Origin of the sequence: Stenotrophomonas maltophilia (genome assembly GCF_047497515.2) — a bacterium.
In the GTDB taxonomy this organism is placed as follows: domain Bacteria; phylum Pseudomonadota; class Gammaproteobacteria; order Xanthomonadales; family Xanthomonadaceae; genus Stenotrophomonas.
Genome location: NZ_JAXAXL020000019.1, coordinates 57396 through 75060 on the forward strand (window position 1 = coordinate 57396; position 17665 = coordinate 75060).

19 protein-coding genes are annotated in these 17665 nt (G+C 64.1%); 15 read left to right on the forward strand and 4 right to left on the reverse strand.

The window, feature by feature from the left end:
• Window positions 1-2: 2 nt before the first annotated feature.
• From ACMZPQ_RS19855 to ACMZPQ_RS19865, 3 genes are read left to right on the forward strand one after another with little or no spacing between them, the layout of a single operon-like run.
• Window positions 3-737 (forward strand): glycosyltransferase family protein, encoded by a 735-nt coding sequence (locus ACMZPQ_RS19855; protein WP_197580369.1) that lies wholly within the window; start codon window positions 3-5, stop codon window positions 735-737.
• Entirely contained in the window at window positions 734-2641 is a 1908-nt protein-coding gene (locus ACMZPQ_RS19860) for a lysylphosphatidylglycerol synthase domain-containing protein (protein ID WP_197580368.1), read from the forward strand. Before ACMZPQ_RS19855 ends, ACMZPQ_RS19860 begins: the two co-directional genes overlap by 4 nt.
• On the forward strand, window positions 2638-3201 hold the full coding sequence (locus tag ACMZPQ_RS19865; RefSeq protein WP_197580367.1) for an HAD family hydrolase: 564 nt from the start codon (window positions 2638-2640) through the stop codon (window positions 3199-3201). The genes ACMZPQ_RS19860 and ACMZPQ_RS19865 overlap by 4 nt, the downstream gene beginning before the upstream one ends.
• Before the next feature lie 27 nt (window positions 3202-3228).
• Here the strand turns inward: ACMZPQ_RS19865 and ACMZPQ_RS19870 are convergent, their stop codons facing one another.
• Together ACMZPQ_RS19870 and ACMZPQ_RS19875 are read right to left on the reverse strand one after the other, a co-directional pair.
• Window positions 3229-4167 carry an FAD-binding protein gene (locus tag ACMZPQ_RS19870; protein ID WP_197580366.1) on the reverse strand — a complete coding sequence of 313 codons (939 nt, stop codon included), beginning with the start codon at window positions 4165-4167 and terminating at the stop codon, window positions 3229-3231.
• Complete coding sequence (locus ACMZPQ_RS19875) at window positions 4167-4913, reverse strand: electron transfer flavoprotein subunit beta/FixA family protein (protein ID WP_012509979.1); 747 nt, start codon at window positions 4911-4913, stop codon at window positions 4167-4169. The genes ACMZPQ_RS19870 and ACMZPQ_RS19875 overlap by 1 nt, the downstream gene beginning before the upstream one ends.
• A 294-nt stretch (window positions 4914-5207) precedes the next feature.
• Between ACMZPQ_RS19875 and rfbB the strand changes: the two genes are divergently transcribed.
• Genes rfbB through rfbD form a run of 4 tightly spaced genes read left to right on the forward strand, consistent with a single transcriptional unit; the run spans window position 5208 to window position 8609 of the window.
• A complete protein-coding gene (gene rfbB / locus ACMZPQ_RS19880) occupies window positions 5208-6263 on the forward strand; it encodes a dTDP-glucose 4,6-dehydratase (RefSeq protein WP_414486109.1) in 1056 nt (351 codons plus the stop codon).
• Between the two features lie 14 nt (window positions 6264-6277).
• Window positions 6278-7165, forward strand: a complete 888-nt coding sequence (rfbA, locus tag ACMZPQ_RS19885; RefSeq protein WP_197580365.1) for a glucose-1-phosphate thymidylyltransferase RfbA — start codon at window positions 6278-6280, stop codon at window positions 7163-7165.
• Window positions 7162-7719 carry a dTDP-4-dehydrorhamnose 3,5-epimerase gene (rfbC, locus tag ACMZPQ_RS19890; protein ID WP_033835936.1) on the forward strand — a complete coding sequence of 186 codons (558 nt, stop codon included), beginning with the start codon at window positions 7162-7164 and terminating at the stop codon, window positions 7717-7719. Before rfbA ends, rfbC begins: the two co-directional genes overlap by 4 nt.
• On the forward strand, window positions 7716-8609 hold the full coding sequence (gene rfbD / locus ACMZPQ_RS19895) for a dTDP-4-dehydrorhamnose reductase (RefSeq protein WP_197580364.1): 894 nt from the start codon (window positions 7716-7718) through the stop codon (window positions 8607-8609). The genes rfbC and rfbD overlap by 4 nt, the downstream gene beginning before the upstream one ends.
• 52 nt (window positions 8610-8661) lie before the next feature.
• On the opposite strand, the gene ACMZPQ_RS19900 is transcribed toward rfbD, so the two are convergent.
• Together ACMZPQ_RS19900 and ACMZPQ_RS19905 are read right to left on the reverse strand one after the other, a co-directional pair.
• A complete protein-coding gene (locus tag ACMZPQ_RS19900; RefSeq protein WP_197580363.1) occupies window positions 8662-10065 on the reverse strand; it encodes a mannose-1-phosphate guanylyltransferase/mannose-6-phosphate isomerase in 1404 nt (467 codons plus the stop codon).
• A gap of 11 nt (window positions 10066-10076) precedes the next feature.
• Window positions 10077-11423, reverse strand: a complete 1347-nt coding sequence (locus ACMZPQ_RS19905) for a phosphohexomutase domain-containing protein (RefSeq protein ID WP_197580362.1) — start codon at window positions 11421-11423, stop codon at window positions 10077-10079.
• A gap of 232 nt (window positions 11424-11655) precedes the next feature.
• On the opposite strand from ACMZPQ_RS19905, the gene ACMZPQ_RS19910 reads away from it, so the two are divergent.
• From ACMZPQ_RS19910 to ACMZPQ_RS19945, 8 genes are all read left to right on the forward strand, one after another.
• A complete protein-coding gene (locus ACMZPQ_RS19910; RefSeq protein WP_197580361.1) occupies window positions 11656-12612 on the forward strand; it encodes an NAD-dependent epimerase/dehydratase family protein in 957 nt (318 codons plus the stop codon).
• A gap of 10 nt (window positions 12613-12622) precedes the next feature.
• Window positions 12623-13567, forward strand: coding sequence for a glycosyltransferase (locus ACMZPQ_RS19915; RefSeq protein ID WP_197580360.1), 945 nt, complete (start codon window positions 12623-12625; stop codon window positions 13565-13567).
• On the forward strand, window positions 13545-13949 hold the full coding sequence (locus tag ACMZPQ_RS19920; protein WP_197580359.1) for a GtrA family protein: 405 nt from the start codon (window positions 13545-13547) through the stop codon (window positions 13947-13949). The genes ACMZPQ_RS19915 and ACMZPQ_RS19920 overlap by 23 nt, the downstream gene beginning before the upstream one ends.
• Window positions 13946-14545, forward strand: a complete 600-nt coding sequence (locus tag ACMZPQ_RS19925) for a hypothetical protein (protein WP_312645363.1) — start codon at window positions 13946-13948, stop codon at window positions 14543-14545. The genes ACMZPQ_RS19920 and ACMZPQ_RS19925 overlap by 4 nt, the downstream gene beginning before the upstream one ends.
• Before the next feature lie 51 nt (window positions 14546-14596).
• A complete protein-coding gene (locus ACMZPQ_RS19930) occupies window positions 14597-15022 on the forward strand; it encodes a hypothetical protein (protein WP_197580357.1) in 426 nt (141 codons plus the stop codon).
• A complete protein-coding gene (locus tag ACMZPQ_RS19935) occupies window positions 14997-16202 on the forward strand; it encodes a hypothetical protein (protein WP_197580356.1) in 1206 nt (401 codons plus the stop codon). The genes ACMZPQ_RS19930 and ACMZPQ_RS19935 overlap by 26 nt, the downstream gene beginning before the upstream one ends.
• 96 nt (window positions 16203-16298) lie before the next feature.
• Complete coding sequence (locus ACMZPQ_RS19940) at window positions 16299-17030, forward strand: CoA transferase subunit A (RefSeq protein ID WP_197580355.1); 732 nt, start codon at window positions 16299-16301, stop codon at window positions 17028-17030.
• A gap of 1 nt (window position 17031) precedes the next feature.
• Window positions 17032-17664: a CoA transferase subunit B gene (locus ACMZPQ_RS19945; protein WP_197580354.1), complete on the forward strand. Its 633-nt coding sequence runs from the start codon at window positions 17032-17034 to the stop codon at window positions 17662-17664.
• Window position 17665 lies beyond the last annotated feature (1 nt).

Below are 17665 nucleotides of genomic sequence, written 5' to 3' on the forward strand. Positions count from 1 at the left end.
GCATGATCATGCCGATGGCCGGCCGTGGCTCACGGTTCGCCCAGCAAGGTGAGCCCTTGCCCAAGCCGATGATCCAGTTGGGCGGCAAGCCGTTCTTCTACTGGGCGACTCTCAGCGTGCTACGTCAGCTTCCGCATACACGTTTGGTATTCGTGGTACTGCAGGAGCATATCGATGCCTTCGGCATCGACGCGCAGGTCAAGAGATACTTTGCCGAAGCACAGGTGCTGGCCATCCCTGAGGTTACCTCCGGGGCCCTGGAAACTGTGCTGAAAGTCGGGGCACTGGCGGGGGAGGGGCCGGTACTGGTCAACGACTGCGACCACGCGTTCTCCTACTCGCGCCTGAGGCAGGCGATCGCTGCGCTGGAGCGGGGAGCTGATGGCTTCCTTTCCCATTTTCGTTCGACAACTCCGCACTTTTCCTTCGCGGCCTACGATGCGGAGGGGCGGCTGCAGCGTACTGCGGAGAAGGTCGCAATCAGTGACCGTGCCATCGCCGGCCTGTATGGTTTTCGCAGCATGCACCTGATCGAAACGGCTGCACGCTCGTATGAGCGCACCTGCCCCTATCCGGAGCTGTTTGTCAGCGGCCTGTACAATGACATCGTGGCATCCGGAGGCGAAGTGCGCGGCTTCGATCTGGATTCTCATATTCCGTTTGGTACGCCGGAAGAGTATCGCGACGCGCTTCTCCGGAGCGAAGAGTTGCAGCGGCTGGAAGGGCCGCTGGAATGAAACCGGGCTTTTTTTTCGCAGCTGTGCTGCTGTTGCTTTTCTCGCATATTGTCCGAACCATTCGCTGGCGGGTCATCCTTTCCCGGTCCGGGGTGGAAGTGTCCAATACGCGCCCGCTCGCGGCACTCAGCGTTGGCTATCTCATCAATGCATTGCTGCCTTTGCGGCTGGGTGAGCTTGTCAGAACTGGGCTGCTGTCCTATACCGTGCGAACGCGGTTTTCGACGGTCCTGGCGACAGTCTTCGTTGAGCGCCTGATCGATCTGGCCATACTCGTTCTGCTTCTCGTGGTGCTGCCCGGCTGGCCAGCTGCTCCTCAGCTGGTGCTGGGCTCGCTGGTCACTCTGTTCGCGCTGAGCGCGTTTTTCGTGTTGCTGTTGTGTTCCGCGACATCACGTCGCGCCCTGTTGATGTTGGCGTCGCTGTTCAACGACAGCCTGAAGAGCGCGATCCTGCATTTCTGCTATCTGGTGACCCAGTTGCTGCTGCAGCCGTCGCTGCTCGCGCGTGGACGCTTCTGGGCGTTGACCGTCGCGATGTGGGGGGCGGCGCTTGCGTCGCTGGCCCTGTTCTCCATAGGTGCAGATCAAGACGTTGCCGCCACCTTCCTTGCGGTTTACGGAGATAGCACTCAAGGCCAGCCGGCATCCCTTGCCGTGTTGCAGAGCCCGTGGTTGCTGGCCTACCTGATTCTGCCGGTGCCGATCATCCTGGTGTATGCCTACCTGTCGGGATTCAATGCGTTGGCAGGTCTGCGTGGTGGCCTGCGTGCGATCAGCAGGCTTGAAGCCTACGGCGGAGGTCAGTTGAGGTCGAGATCGCAGACGTTCAATTCGCTTGGTCAATACAATGCGTTCCTGGATAGGCACTATCGGGGACGCGGTGGGTTGCTTTCCGAGTTCGAGCAACGCGGAGTCGATGACGTTCTCGTGCACCGGATATTTCACGGTGGATCCGGTGCCGTCACTGCGTTGGTGGAAGTTGCCGGGACGCTGCGTGTCCGGAAGTTTGCGACGGCTGCGCTTGGGGCCAAGCTGCGCATCCAGCGTGAATGGTTGCAGAATTACCGTGGCGATCTTCCGCTGGTGGACATTATCGAAACCCGTGCCGATGGCGAAGACTATTTCTATGACATGGCATTCATAGGAGGAAGTCGCGACCTGTACGAGGGTATTCACTCCGAGCCGGTCAACATGTCCATGGCCTTGCTGGACGACGTTATCGAGCGGATGTCCAGCTTCCATGCCATCAGCGCCTGCGAACCAGCGTCGGATGCGGTAGTGGCCGATTACATTGCCACCAAGGTGGTGGCGAACTATCGCACCATTCGCGCAGAGTTCCAGGACATACTCGATATGGGCTGGATTGAGCTTAACGGCGAGCCTTTCGACCTGGCCCAGTTGCAGATGATGGAGGACCCCGAAGCGCTCGTCGGTCGTCTGACAGACCGTCGTCAGTCCAGCATTCATGGCGACCTGACTATCGAGAACATCATGCTCGAGGGAACTGTACTGGAGCCTGGGCGATGGTTCCTGATCGATCCCAATCCAGTCAATGGCTTCCAGTCTCCGTTGATCGACTTTGCCAAACTGATGCAGTCCCTGCATCTGGGCTACGAGGCGTTGCATAAAGCACCCCGCGCCAGCTTGGTTGGCAACAGGCTGACAGTTGGGCTGCATCGTTCTTTCCAGTACGAGAGCATCTATCGCCACGTGGTGGATGGGCTTACCCAGCGCCTCGGAGCCGATGCAATGCAGCAGATATATCTGCATGAGCTGGTCAACTATCTGCGCTTGATTCCTTATCAGCTGCGCGCGAACCGTGAGGCCGGCCTCGCCTTCTTTGGGGGCCTTTGCCTGCTGGTGCGCGAGTTCCAGACCGCTTATCCGGCGCGCCCGTCATGATCAAGGCCGTCCTTGTCGATCTGGATGGGACCTTGGTCGACACTCACGCTGTCAATCTGGCGGCCTACCGCCTGGCGCTTGACGAAGAGGGGCTGCCCTACGATCACTCCACGCTGGAGCGTACCGTGGGTCGCTTGGCGTGGCGGCTCATGCTGCAGTCGGTGATTCCAGGACATCCTTGTGCGCATGAACGCGTGGCCGAACGCAAACGTCGTCTGTACGCCGGCATGACATCGCAGGTGCGTGTCAATGAAGCGCTGGTCGAAACGCTACGGCTGCTGCGGCCTCGAGTGAGTATCGCACTGGTGACCGCGGCATCGCCGGGTTCAGTCGGTCCGCTGCTGCAGGCGAAGGGTCTTGACGACCTGTTTTCGGTTGTGGTGACCAGCGCTGACGTTGAGAAGCAGAAGCCGGATCCAGAGCCTTTCCAGCACGCGGCGCAATTGCTTGGAGTAAGCGCTGACGAGTGCGTGGTGTTCGAGGACTCTGATGTGGGACTTGCAGCTGCACGAGCGTTTGGTGCCCAGGTATGGAAGGTCGAATGGGCCACTCGCCCCTGAGCGGGGGAGAGTGGCCCAGTGGTTCGCCTATAGTGCCTTTTCCAGCTCCGGCAGGATCGTAAACAGATCCCCTACCAGGCCGATATCCGCGATCTCGAAGATCGGCGCGTCGCCGTCCTTGTTGATCGCCACGATGGTGCCGGCATCCTTGATGCCGGTCAGGTGCTGGATCGCACCGCTGATGCCCACGGCCACGTACAGTTCCGGCGCGATGATCTTGCCGGTCTGGCCGACCTGCAGGTCGCTGGGCACATAGCCGGCATCGACCGCGGCGCGCGAGGCACCGACGGCAGCGCCGAGCCTGTCGGCCAGCTGGAAGATGACCTTGAAGTTCTCCTCCGAGCCGACGCCACGGCCACCGGAGACCACGCGCTTGGCGCTCTGCAGGTCCGGGCGGTCGCAGGCACCGGCGGCCAGGCCGACGAAGCGGGTGTGGGTCGGCAGCGGGGCGTCGACGCTGGCCGCTTCGACGGCGGCACTGCCACCCTGGGCGGCTTCCGGCCAGGACGCGGCACGCACGGTGGCGACCACGACCTGGTCGGCCGGTGCTTCCACGGTGATGATTGCGTTGCCGGCGTAGATCGGGCGCTTGAAGGTGTGGCTGCCTTCGACGGTCATCAGGTCGGAGACCTGGTTGACGCTGAGCAGGGCGGCCACGCACGGCATCAGGTCCTTGCCGAAGGTGGTCGACGGGCCGAACACGTGGCTGTAGCCCTTGGCCAGCTGTGCGATCTGCGGCGCCAGCACCTGGGCGATGGCCTGTGCGTTGGCGGCGTTGGCCACGGTCAGGACCTTGGCAACGCCGGCGATCTTCGCCACATCTGCGGCGACGGCGGCCGGATCGGCGGCCAGCACCACCACATCGATGCTGGCACCGCTGATGGCGGCGGCGGCGCTGACGGTCTTGGCGGTGGCGGCGTTGAGCTTGCCGTCGTGGTGTTCGGCGATGACGAGAATCTTGCTCATTACAGCAGCCCCTTCTGCTTGAGTGCGGCAACCAGTTCGGCTGCGTCCTTGACCATCACACCCTTGCTGCGCTTGGACGGCGCGGCGTACTGGGTGGTCTTGAAGGTGTCCGCGGCTTCAACACCGAGGTCGGCCAGCTGCAGGGTCTCCAGCGGCTTGGCCTTGGCCTTCATGATGTCCGGCAGCTTGATGAAGCGCGGTTCGTTCAGGCGCAGGTCGGTGGTGACCACCGCCGGCAGGTCCACTTCCAGCGTTTCCAGGCCGGCGTCGACTTCGCGGGTGACCGTGGCCTTGCCGTCTGCGATCTCGAGCTTGCTGGCGAAGGTCGCCTGCGGGCGGCCCCACAGCGTGGCCAGCATCTGGCCGGTCTGGTTGGCATCGTCGTCGATGGCCTGCTTGCCGAGGATCACCAGGTCCGGCTGTTCCTTCTCGATCAGCTTGAGCAGGGTGCGCGACGCGGTCAGCGGCTGGATGGCCTGGTCGGTGACGACGTGGATGGCACGGTTGGCACCCATCGCCAGGCCGTTGCGCAGGTGCGCCTGGGCGTCGGCCGGAGCGATGGTGGCGACCACCACTTCGCTGGCGATGCCCTTGTCGCGCAAGCGCAGGGCTTCTTCCAGGGCGATTTCATCGAAGGGGTTGGGCGACAGCTTGACGCCGTCGGTGACCACGCCGGAACCGTCCGGCTTGACCTGAATGCGGACGTTGTAGTCCACCACGCGCTTGTACGCGACGAGGATTTTCATCTGCTGCTCGATCCTTGTAGTGCCGGCCGCTGGCCGGCTCACAGTTGCGGAGAACGCCCGGTCCTGCAACAGCAACCGGTTCGGGGGTGGGATCCCGATTCTAGCTGGCTTGGAGTGACCATGCGAATGCGTATGGAAAGTATTGCAACGCAGCACGAAAAGCCGTGATACCGCGTCCCGCTGACACGTTCACGTCATGCAAGCAGTCGTGAAGGTCCCCTCGATGTATTCTGTGCCGCTATATCGGGCACCGTGGGTGCCTGTGGACGTCAACATTGAACAGGAGATCACGTAGTGCCCACATGGCTTGTCACCGGCGGCGCCGGATTCATTGGCGGTAACTTCGTTCTCGAGGCCGTCGCCCGCGGTATCAAGGTCATCAACCTCGATGTGCTCACCTACGCCGGCAACCTGAAGACGCTGTCCAGCCTGGACGGGAACCCGCACCACGTGTTTGTGCGGGGTGACATCGGTGACAGCGCGCTGGTATCCCGCCTGCTGGCCGAGCACCAACCGGATGCGGTGCTGAATTTCGCGGCTGAGAGCCACGTTGACCGTTCCATCGACGGCCCGGGCGCCTTCATCCAGACCAACGTGGTGGGCACCCTGGGCCTGCTGGAAGCCGTCCGCGACTACTGGAAGGCGCTGCCGGCCGGGCAGGGCGCGGCCTTCCGCTTCCTGCACGTGTCCACCGACGAGGTGTACGGCACCCTGGGTGAGACCGGCAAGTTCAGCGAAACGACCCCGTATGCCCCCAATTCGCCGTACTCGGCGTCCAAGGCGGCCTCGGACCACCTGGTGCGCGCTTTCCATCACACCTACGGGCTGCCGGTGCTGACCACCAACTGCTCGAACAATTACGGGCCGTACCACTTCCCGGAGAAGCTCATTCCGCTGGTGATCGCCAAGGCGCTGGCCGGCGAGCCGCTGCCGGTGTACGGCGATGGCAAGCAGGTGCGTGACTGGCTGTTCGTGTCCGACCACTGCGAAGCGATCCGCACCGTGCTGGCCAAGGGCCAGGTCGGCGAGACCTATAACGTGGGTGGCAATTCGGAAAAGCAGAACATCGAAGTGGTGCAGGCGATCTGCGCGCTGCTGGACCAGCGTCGCCCGCGCGAGGATGGCCAGCCGCGCAGCAGCCAGATCACGTATGTGACCGATCGCCCCGGCCACGACCGCCGCTACGCGATCGATGCCTCCAAGCTGAAGAACGACCTCGGTTGGGAACCGGCCTATACCTTCGAGCAGGGCATCACCTTCACCGTCGACTGGTACCTGGATAACCAGGCATGGGTCAACGGCGTGCTGGATGGCAGCTACCGTCTGCAGCGCATCGGCACCACAGTCTGAACAAGGGACACGACATGACCCAACGCAAGGGCATCATCCTCGCCGGTGGTTCCGGCACCCGGCTGTATCCGATCACCAAGGGCGTCAGCAAGCAACTGCTGCCGGTGTATGACAAGCCGATGATCTATTACCCGCTCAGCGTGCTGATGCTGGCGGGCATCCGTGAAGTGCTGATCATCAACACTCCACATGAACAGGCTCTGTTCCAGCAGCTGCTGGGCGATGGCTCGCAGTGGGGCATGGACATTCAGTACGCAGTGCAGCCCAGCCCCGATGGGCTGGCCCAGGCGTATCTGATCGGCAAGGACTTCGTCGCCGGCAAGCCGAGCTGCCTGGTGCTGGGCGACAACATCTTCCACGGCCATGGCCTTCGCGAAGTGCTCAAGCGGGCCGATGAACGCAGGGAGGGCGCCACCGTGTTCGGATACTGGGTGAACGACCCAGAGCGCTATGGCGTGGCCGAGTTCGACAAGAGTGGCAAGGTAGTCGACTTGGTGGAGAAGCCGGAGATCCCGCGTTCGAACTATGCGGTGACCGGTCTGTACTTCTATGACGGTGACGCCAGCGCGCATGCTGCCGAGCTAAAGCCCTCGCCGCGTGGCGAGCTGGAGATAACCGATCTGAACCGTCGGTACCTGGCCGAGAACACTCTGCATCTGGAGCCGCTGGGCCGTGGCTACGCCTGGCTGGATACGGGTACGCATCAGTCATTGCTGGAAGCGTCCAATTTCATCGAGACTATTCAGACCCGGCAGGGCCTGCAGGTGTCCTGTCCGGAGGAAATCGCCTTCGGCAACGGTTGGATCAATGCTGAGCAGTTGGAGGCGCTGGCCGCCCCGCTGATCAAGAATGGCTATGGCCAATACCTGCACAAACTCGCCCTGCGTGGAGTCGTTCCGTGAAAGTGATTGAAACCAAGCTGCCGGGCTGCGTGGTGATCGAACCGGCCGTGTTCGGCGACGCCCGTGGCTACTTCTTCGAAACCTGGAACGCCGAACGCTTCGCCGCGCTGGGCCTGCCCGACCGTTTCGTGCAGAGCAACGTGTCCACGTCCGCACAGGGCGTACTGCGTGGCCTGCATTACCAGTGGCCGCGCCCGCAGGGCAAGCTGGTCAGCGTGCTGGAAGGCGAGGTCTACGACGTGGCTGTGGATATCCGTCGTGGCTCGCCGACCTTCGGCCAGTGGGAAGCGGTGGTGCTGAGCGCGGAGAACAAGAAGCAGTTCTGGATTCCGGAAGGCTTCGCGCACGGCTTTGCGGTGCTGTCCGAGCGGGCGGTGTTCAGCTATCTGTGTACCGAGGTTTATCTGAAGGACTTCGATGCCGGAGTGCGCTGGAACGATGCCGATATCGCCGTGGACTGGCCGATCAGTGCACCGACGCTGTCGGCCAAGGATGAGAACGCGCCGTTCCTGAAGGACATTGCTGAGGACCGCCTGCCGGTCTACGTGCCATGACCGTGCTGGTGTTCGGTGGCAACGGCCAGGTCGGCCAGGAGCTGTTGCGCGTGCTGGCGCCGCTGGGCAAGGTCGTTGCGACCACCCGCAGTGGTGCTTTGCCGGATGGCAGTGCCTGCGAAACCGCCGATTTCGGCCAGCCTGACAGCCTGCCGACCCTGCTGAATCGTCTGCAGCCGTCGATCGTGGTCAACGCCGCGGCCTACACTGCGGTCGACCGTGCCGAACAGGAGGTCGACGCGGCCTTTGCGGCCAATGCGCAGGCTCCGGGTGTGATCGCACGATGGTGTGCGGCGCATGGCGTGCCGTTCGTGCATTACTCCACCGACTATGTGTTCGATGGCCAGGGTTCCGCGCCGTACCGCGAAGATGAGTCGACTGCGCCGCTGGGTGTATATGGCACCAGCAAGCGAGATGGTGAGGATGCCGTACGCGCGGCCGGTGGCCGCCACCTGATCTTCCGCACGGCCTGGGTCTATGCCTCGCACGGCGCGAATTTCCTGCGCACCATGCTGCGCGTGGGTGCCGAGCGTGATGCGTTGCGGGTGGTGGCCGACCAGATCGGTACGCCGACCCCGGCCGCGCTGATCGCCGATGTTACCGTGCAAGCGCTGCAGCATCCGGATCAGCTGTCTGGTACCTGGCACCTTACCGCCAATGGCCAGACCAGCTGGCATGGGTTCGCCGAGGCGATCTTCGCCGAAGCGTTGGCCACCGGCGTGCTGGTCAAGGTGCCGACCGTCGAGGCGATTCCCAGTTCCGAGTATCCGACCCCGGCCAAGCGTCCAGCCTGGTCGGTGCTGGACAACCGTAAGCTGCAGCAGGAATTCGGCATCGTGCTGCCGACCTGGCAGGACGGCCTGAAGCGGGTCATGGCGGAGATTGCCTGACCCGGTAGGTGACGTGCCGACCAACAGTCGGCACCCACCAGCTGGCGCCGCGTCAGTTGCGCCCGTACGTGTCCTCGAACCGCACGATGTCATCCTCGCCCAGGTAGCTGCCCGACTGCACTTCGATCAGCTCCAGTGGCAGCTTGCCGGGATTGCGCAGGCGATGGGTCACGCCCAGCGGGATGTAGGTGCTCTGGTTCTCGCTGAGCAGGATCACCTCGTTGCCGCGGGTCACCTCGGCGGTGCCGCTGACCACGATCCAGTGCTCGGCGCGGTGGTGATGCATCTGCAGGCTGAGCGTACCGCCAGGCTTGACCGTGATGCGCTTGACCTGGAAACGCTCGCCGTTGTCGATTGAATCGTAGGCGCCCCAGGGGCGATACACCTTGCGATGCCAGGTGGCTTCGCTGCGGCCTTCGGCCTTCAGCTTCGCCACGACCGTCTTGACCTCCTGCATGCGGTCGGCTTTGCCGACCAGCACGGCGTCGTCGGTCTCGACCACGATCACGTCGTCCAGGCCGACCAGTGCCACCAGGCGCTGCGCATAGGCGTACGTGTTGCGGCAGTCGATGGCGATCACATCGCCCTGGTGGGCGTTGCCGTCGCCATCCTGCTGCGAGACATCACGCAGTGCGGTCCACGAGCCGACGTCGTTCCAGCCGGCGTCCAGCGGGATCACCACCGCATCGGCAGTCTTTTCCATCACCGCGTAGTCGATCGAGTCCGGCGGCACCGCCGTGAAGGCATCCTTGTCCAGGCGGGTGAAGTCGGCATCGCGGCGCGCCTGCTGCCAGGCCTGGCGGCTGCCGGCCAGCATCGCCGGCTGGAAGCGCTCCAGTTCCTGCAGGTAACGCGAGGCCTTGAACAGGAACATGCCGCTGTTCCAGTAGTACTGGCCGCTGGCGACGTAACCGGTTGCCGTGTCGAGGTCGGGTTTTTCGACGAAGCGTTCGACCGCACGCAGACCCTGGCCTCCGGCAGCCTTGATATAGCCGTAGCCGGTTTCCGGGCCGGTCGGCACGATGCCGAAGGTGACCAGCTTGCCGGCTTCGGCGGCATCGGCAGCGGCCTGCACCGCCTTGCGGAAGGCGCCTTCGTCGGTGATCACATGGTCGGAGGGCAGCACCAGCAGCAGCGCGTCGGCACCGTTACGGGTGGCTTCCAGCGCAGCCACGGCGATGGCCGGCGCAGTGTTGCGGCCGACCGGCTCCAGGATGATCGCCGCTGGTTCAGCGCCGACCTGCTGCAGCTGCTCGGCGGCGACGAAGCGGTGCTCTTCGTTGGCGATCACCAGCGGCCCGTGAGCGGCAATGGGAGCGACGCGCTGCCAGGTGGCCTGCAGCATCGTCAGCTCGCCTGCCAGTGGCAGGAACTGCTTCGGGTAGGCCTCGCGCGAAAGCGGCCATAGGCGTGTACCGGATCCGCCGGACAGGATGACGGGCTGGATGCTGCTCATGCGGGCCTCGGTTACTGCTGGATGAGACGGGAGATTTCGTCGGTGCGCGCCTGCATCAGCGATGCGTCGCCACGTGCTTCGACGTTCAGGCGCAGCAGCGGCTCGGTATTGGAGCTGCGCAGATTGAAGCGCCAATCACCAAAGTCGGCGCTGACGCCATCGGTGTGGTCCAGCGTGGGCGATTGCGCCGCGAAATGCTCCATCACGCGCGCGACGGCGGCCTTGGCATCGGCGACCTTGAAGTTGATCTCGCCGCTGCACGGGTAGGCGGCCATGCGGTCTTCAACCCAGTCGGCCAGCGAACGGCCGCTCTCGGAAACCAGCTGGGCGATCAGCAGCCACGGAATCATGCCCGAGTCGGCGTAGGCGAACTCGCGGAAATAGTGGTGTGCGCTCATCTCGCCGCCATACACCGCGTCTTCGGCACGCATCTTTTCCTTGATGAATGCATGGCCACTCTTACACTGCACCGCGACACCGCCGGCCTGCTCGACCATGTCCACAGTGTTCCAGACCAGGCGCGGGTCATGCACGATCTTGCCGCCGGGATGGCGTGCCAGGATCGCCTTGGCCAGCAGGCCGACCAGGTAATAGCCCTCGATGAAGCGGCCGCTGTGGTCGAAGAAGAAGCAACGGTCGAAGTCACCGTCCCAGGCGATGCCGAAGTCGGCACCGTGTTCGCGCACCGCATTGGCGGTGGCGGCGCGGTTTTCCGGCAGCAGCGGGTTGGGGATGCCGTTGGGGAAGCTGCCGTCCGGCTCGTGGCAGATGCGGATGAACTCGAACGGCAGGTGCGGTGCCAGCAGGTCGACGATGGCGCCGGCGCCGCCATTGCCCGCATTGACCACCAGCTTCAGCGGCTTCAGTTTGCTGGCATCGACGTAGCTCAGCAGATGCTGGATGTATGCATGCTTGTCATGCTGGGCGGTCTGCCTGGCACGCGGCGGCTGGGCCTCGGAGGTATCGGCGGCGACCGCGTCGGAAATCGCGAACAGGCCGGTATCCGAACTGATCGGCCGCGCGTTCTCCTTAACCAGCTTCATGCCGTTGTAATCCATCGGGTTGTGGCTGGCGGTCACCATCACGCCGCCGGCCGCGCCGAGGTGATCGGTCTGGAAGTAGACCTCCTCGGTGCCGCACAGGCCGATGTCGATCACCTCACGGCCGGTCCCACGCAGGCCTGCGGTCAGCGCATCCTGCAGAGCCGGGCTGGTCAGGCGCACATCGTGGCCGAGGACCACCGGACCGGGAGCGAGCTGCGCGGCCAGGGCGACGCCGATGCGACGGGCCAGGTCCTCGTTCAGTTCTTCCGGCACACGGCCGCGGATATCGTAGGCCTTGAAAGCGGGCAGGGGCATCGAAGCAGTCCATCCGGATAGAGAAACCTGATTATAGCGGGAGGGTCTGCAAACGGCCGGTGAGCCAGGGGCGCCCGGCCAGTAGCGTTGACTTGGGAGGGGCAGGCCGATTCCCCGTCGATGGGCCATGGCCAGCAGGCAGTTCGCATACAATTGCGCGCTGACGACCGAGGACATGGCCCGCGTGGCCATCGCCGATTGGCCTGCTGTTCCAGAAGGATCGAGGTTTGCTTTGAAATTCACTCACGATCAGAAACGCGTGCTGGTGACCGGTGGCGCGGGCTTCCTTGGGTCGCATCTGTGCGATCGGCTCATCGCGGGCGGCCAGGACGTCCTCTGCGTGGACAACTTCTACACCGGCAGCAAGGCGAACGTGGATGGGCTGTTGGGCCACCCACGGTTCGAGCTCATGCGCCATGACGTGACGTTCCCGCTCTATGTGGAAGTGGACCGGATCTTCAACCTGGCCTGCCCGGCGTCACCGATCCATTACCAGCAGGACCCGGTGCAGACCACCAAGACCAGCGTGCACGGCGCTATCAACATGCTCGGCCTGGCCAAGCGCCTGCGCGCGCGCATCCTGCAGGCCAGCACCAGCGAGGTCTACGGCGACCCGGAAATCCACCCGCAGGTGGAAGGCTACTGGGGCCGGGTCAACCCGATCGGTATCCGCAGCTGCTACGACGAAGGCAAGCGTTGCGCCGAAACGCTGTTCTTCGATTACTGGCGCCAGCACCAGCTGGAGATCAAGGTCATGCGCATCTTCAACACGTATGGCCCGCGCATGCATCCCAATGACGGCCGGGTGGTCAGCAACTTCATCGTGCAGGCCCTGAAGGGCGAGCCGATCACCATCTATGGTGATGGCAGCCAGACGCGCAGCTTCTGCTATGTCGATGACCTGATTGAGGGCATGTTGCGGCTGATGGAATCCCCGGCTGATCTCACCGGGCCGATCAACATCGGTAACCCGTCCGAGTACACCATGCTGGAACTGGCCGAGACCGTGCTCCGTTTGGTCGGCGGCGCGTCGAAGATCGAGTACCGTCCGCTCCCCTCGGATGATCCACGCCAACGCCAGCCGGATATCAGCCTGGCCAAAGCGGATCTGGGCTGGGAGCCCAAGGTCGGCCTGGAGGACGGCCTGAAGGAGACCATCGCCTACTTCCGCCATCGCTTGCAGGCCTGAGGTGGCGACGATGCGAAAGATCGTGGTGATGCCGGTCTACGAGGATCTTGAAGCCTCCTCGAAGCTGTTCGTAGAGCTCGCCCGCACCCAGGGCCCGGACACCTATGTGGTGGCCGTGGACGACGGCTCGGTGCGGCAGCCATTGCCGATCAGCGCCATTGAGGCTTCGGGGCTGGAGGGCGTGGTGATCCGCCTGCGTCGCAATGTCGGGCATCAGCGTGCGATCGCCATCGGCCTGGGCTATGTGGCCGAACACTTCGATGGCAATGACATTGTCGTGGTGATGGATTCCGATGGCGAGGATACGCCGGAGAGCATCAGCGAGCTGGTGGCGGGCCTGGATTCGGCCGATGTCGATGTGGTGGTGGCCAGCCGTCGCAGCCGGGTCGAATCACTGAAGTTCAAGTCGTTCTACATCGTATACAAGCTGTTGTTCTCGCTGCTCAGCGGGCGCCAGATCAGCTTCGGCAACTTCATGGCGGCGAAGATGCCGGCGGTGCGCCGGTTGGCATCGATGCAGGAGCTGTGGATCCACGTTGCAGCCTGCGTGCTGGGCTCGAAGCTGCGCGTGCAGACCTGTGCGCTGGATCGTGGTCCGCGCTATGCCGGCCGCAGCAAGATGAACTTCGTTGGCCTGGCCCTGCACGGATTCCGTGCACTGATGGTGTTTGCCGAGGACGTGCTGGTGCGCGTGGGCATCGCCTGCACCATGGTGGCAGCACTGTCGATCATCGGCGGCATCGTCGCCACCGGGCTGAAGATGCTGGGCTTTGCATCGCAGGGCTGGTTCTCGCTGGCATTCGGCATCCTGGTGCTGGTGTTCCTGCAGACCGCGGCACTGACGCTGATCATCCTGATGCTGTCGGGGATGATGCGCGGCGGTGGCGTCATGAGCGTGGGCAGCTATCGCGAGTTCGTTGACGAGGTCCTGCATGCCGGCCACCGCGGTGGCTAAGGATGCGCTGGGCGGACAGGCCGTCCGCTACGTGATCAATGGCCTGATCGCCACCGCAGTGCACTACGGAGTGCTGCATTTCAACATCGAGGTGCTGCACATCCCGCTGGCCGCGGTGGCCAATGCGATTGCAGCAGTCTTCGGCATCACCGTGTCGTTCCTCGGCAGCCGCTACTTCGTTTTCCATGGCAGGCAGGGCAGCTTGGCACGGCAGGGTTCGCTGTTCCTGCTGATCTACGCTGCGATCGCCGTGCTGCATGCGCTGGTGATGTACTTCTGGGCCGATCGATGGGGTCTGGACTACCGCATCGGATTCGTATTGGCCACGGGGATGCAGATGGCTTTCAGCTTCGTTGCCAACAAATTCCTGGTGTTCAAATGAACAAGTATCTGCGTGCCGCGCTGGCAACCCTCGCGTTCATTGCCACCCTGCTGCTGGTCTACTACGTCCATATGCGCCAGTTCCGCGTGAACGTGGTGCTGTATGCCAGCATCCTCGATGCGGTGATCGCAGTGGTGGTGGTGTTTGCGGGCCTGTACGCGTTGAAGTGGTTCAGGGATTTCAGCCGCCTCGAAATGATCCAGCTGGCCGCCATCTGGCTGCTGGGAGGCTACGTGTTCGCGATTTCGGTCCCGACCGTCATCGATCGTTCGCTGTCCTTCTACATCCTGGAGAAGCTGCAGCAGCGTGGTGGCGGCATCCGCGAGGATGCCTTCCGGCAGGTCTTCATCGAAGAGTACGTCCCCGAGCATCACCTGGTGGAAGTGCGCCTGACCGAGCAGCTGCAGTCTGGAACCGTGCAGATCCATGATGGTTGTGTGCGGTTGACCGCGCGCGGCGAGCGTCTCGCATCGTTCGGCCGCTTCTACCGGCAGAACCTGCTGCCGACCCACCGCCTGCTGATGGGGCAGTACACCGATGCGCTCACTGATCCTTTCCGCAACAGCCGGATGCCCTCCGACTACCGTTGCCAATAGCCCAGGTGCTGCTGGCGCTATGGTTTTTTCGTTGGTTTCCTGAAACGTTTCATGGATGACATGACCTCCACCTCCCCCCCCCTGCGCACTACGCGCCGGGACTTGGCGATTGCCGGGATCCTAGCGCTGCTGTTGGCCGCTTCCCTTGTATCGGTCGCCAAGCGATCGGACTATCAGACGTCGCTGCTGCGCCAGGCCTTCGCTGGGGACGCGGGATTCGAGGCATCCGTACCACGCGAGGTGGTGGATGCACGTGATCTGGTGCGCGCGCAGCCGATCGCTCCCTCGCTGCTTTCACTCGGGCAGGGGCTGAAGGACGACCCATTGATCCAGCAACGCATGTGGGAGGCGCTGTATCCGGTCCGGTTCAGCGATACCGATACCCCGCAGCGGCTGCTGAGGGCCGGTGATCCGCTGGTTGACCAGTGCCACGTCCAGGGGAGGAGCGGAGATGTCGTTCTTGCCGACTGCCGCTGAACCAGGGCGCCGTGCGGCGCTGGCCATGCTGGTCTCCATTCTTCTCTGCTACGGCCTGGCTGCCGTGGGGCTGATGGGCTGGCCGGTGTGGATCGCGTTTGCCGCGGTCCTGTTCGGCGTGCTGCTTGCACTGCCGGCGGTACGTGACCTGCGTACTGCGCCGTTGCTGCTGGTGGTGATCGCGCTGGTGCTGATCGCATTGGGCAGCCCCAGCGATGGTTGGGACCCGCGCTCGATCTGGCTGTTCCATGCCAAGCGCATGTATCTGGAGGGCTCGCTGTACGCCCAGCTGGACGATTACGCGCCGTGGAGCCACAACGATTACCCCGCGCTGGGGCCACTGATGATGGCCGCCGCCGCGGGCGTGGCCGGGCACTGGAACGAACTGCTGCCCAAGGCCGCCGCACCGCTGTTGCTGCTGCCGGCATTGCTGCTGATCGCCCCGAGCTTCCGCGGGCGCTGGTGCGCGGCGCTGTTCGCCTTGCTGCTGCTGCGCCTGGGCCGGGAAATGCTGGGCAACGGCTACATGGATGCGCTGGTCGCCGTCTACGCCGTGGCCGCCGTGGCGGCGGCGATGCGCTGGCGGGCACGCGGCAGCCAGCCAGACACGTGCGAGTTGATCGCATTCACGTTGCTGGTGGCCGTGCTGTCGATGCTGAAAAACGAAGGCGGCGTGCTGGCGGCCCTGCTGACGGCGACCGTGCTGATCGAGGGACTGCTTCGTGAGCGCCGCCTGCACTGGCACATCCTCGTCGCCGCGTTGCTGGCCCTGCTGCCCCTGCTGGCGTGGAAGCTGACCGTTGCCCACTCCGGTGTGGGCAATGACCTGGCAGGAAGTGACATGAAGGCGCAGTTGCTGGCACGCCTCGGTCACTCTGACGGGGCGATGCTGATCGTCAAGCGGCTGCTGCTCGATAGCTGGGTGGTGCTGCCGATGCTCGCGCTGGCCGTGCTCTGGCGCCCGATGCTGCGCGCGCCGGCGGCATCGGCCGCGGTGCTGGCTGCGCTGGCCTACGCGGCGCTGCTGTTGCTGGTGTACATGGCAACCCCGCACGACCTCGACTGGCATCTGCGGACCAGTGTTGAGCGCGTGCGCATGCCGGTTTCGCTCCTGCTGGTGTTCGCGTTGCTGGTTGCGCTGGAGCAGCGCGTGGCCGCCGCGAGTGCGCGCGGCGGCTGAGCCCGGACGTGCCGCAGTGCCATGCTGCGGCGCATCCCAGCCTCGCACGGGTGAGGCGCTAGAATGCGCTCACTCTTCCCGTGTGGGGCTGTAGAAATGGAACACGTGACTTCCACCGGCAAGCGCAGCAAGCGCTTCGCCAGTGCGGCGCAGGCGCTGGAAGGCGTGGTCGCCGATGGCCAGACCCTGGCCGTGGGCGGCTTCGGCCTGTGCGGCATTCCCGAGGCGCTGATCGCGGCCCTGCGCGACAGCGGGGCCAAGGGCCTGACCGTGATCTCCAACAATGCCGGTGTCGACGGCTTCGGCCTCGGCCAGCTGCTGGAAACCCGGCAGATCAAGAAGATGATTTCGTCCTACGTGGGCGAGAACAAGGAATTCGAGCGGCAGTTCCTGGCCGGCGAACTGGAGCTGGAGTTCAACCCGCAGGGCACCCTGGCCGAGCGCCTGCGCGCCGGTGGCGCGGGCATCCCGGCGTTCTTCACCGCCACCGGCTACGGTACGGTGGTAGCCGAGGGCAAGGAAACCCGCGAGTTCGACGGCAAGCACTACGTGATGGAAACCGCGCTGCGCGCCGACGTGGCGCTGGTCAAGGCGTGGAAGGCCGACGAAGCCGGCAACCTGGTGTTCCGCAAGACCGCGCGCAACTTCAATCCGGCCTGCGCGATGGCCGGCAAGGTGTGCATCGTGGAAGTGGAAGAAGTGGTCCCGGTCGGTACCATCGATCCGGACCAGGTGCACCTGCCGGGCATCTACGTGCACCGCATCGTGCACAACGCGCATCCCGAAAAACGCATCGAACAGCGCACCATCCGCGCGGAGGGCAACTGACATGGCGTGGACCCGTGACGAGATGGCGGCCCGCGCTGCCCAGGAACTGACCGATGGTGCCTACGTGAACCTGGGCATCGGCCTGCCGACCCTGGTCGCCAACCACATCCCCGACGGCGTGGACGTCTGGTTGCAGTCGGAGAACGGCCTGCTCGGCATCGGCCCGTTCCCGACCGACGCCGAGGTCGACGCCGACCTGATCAATGCCGGCAAGCAGACCGTGACCGCACGCGCCGGTGCCAGCTATTTCGGCAGCCATGACAGCTTCGCGATGATCCGCGGTGGCCACGTCAACCTGGCCATCCTCGGCGCCATGCAGGTTACCGACAAGGGCGACCTGGCCAACTGGATGGTGCCCGGCAAGATGGTCAAGGGCATGGGCGGTGCAATGGATCTGGTGGCCGGCGTGCAGCGCGTGGTGGTGCTGATGGAGCACACCGCCAAGAACGGCGAGCACAAGATCCTGCCCAGCTGCACCCTGCCGTTGACCGGCGTCGGCGTGGTCGACCGGATCATCACCGACCTGGCTGTGTTCGACGTTACCGACGCGGGCCTGTTGCTGGTGGAAGCCGCACCGGGTGTCAGCGATGACGAGTTGAAGGAAAAGACCGGCGTCGCGTTCGCGCGCCGCTGAG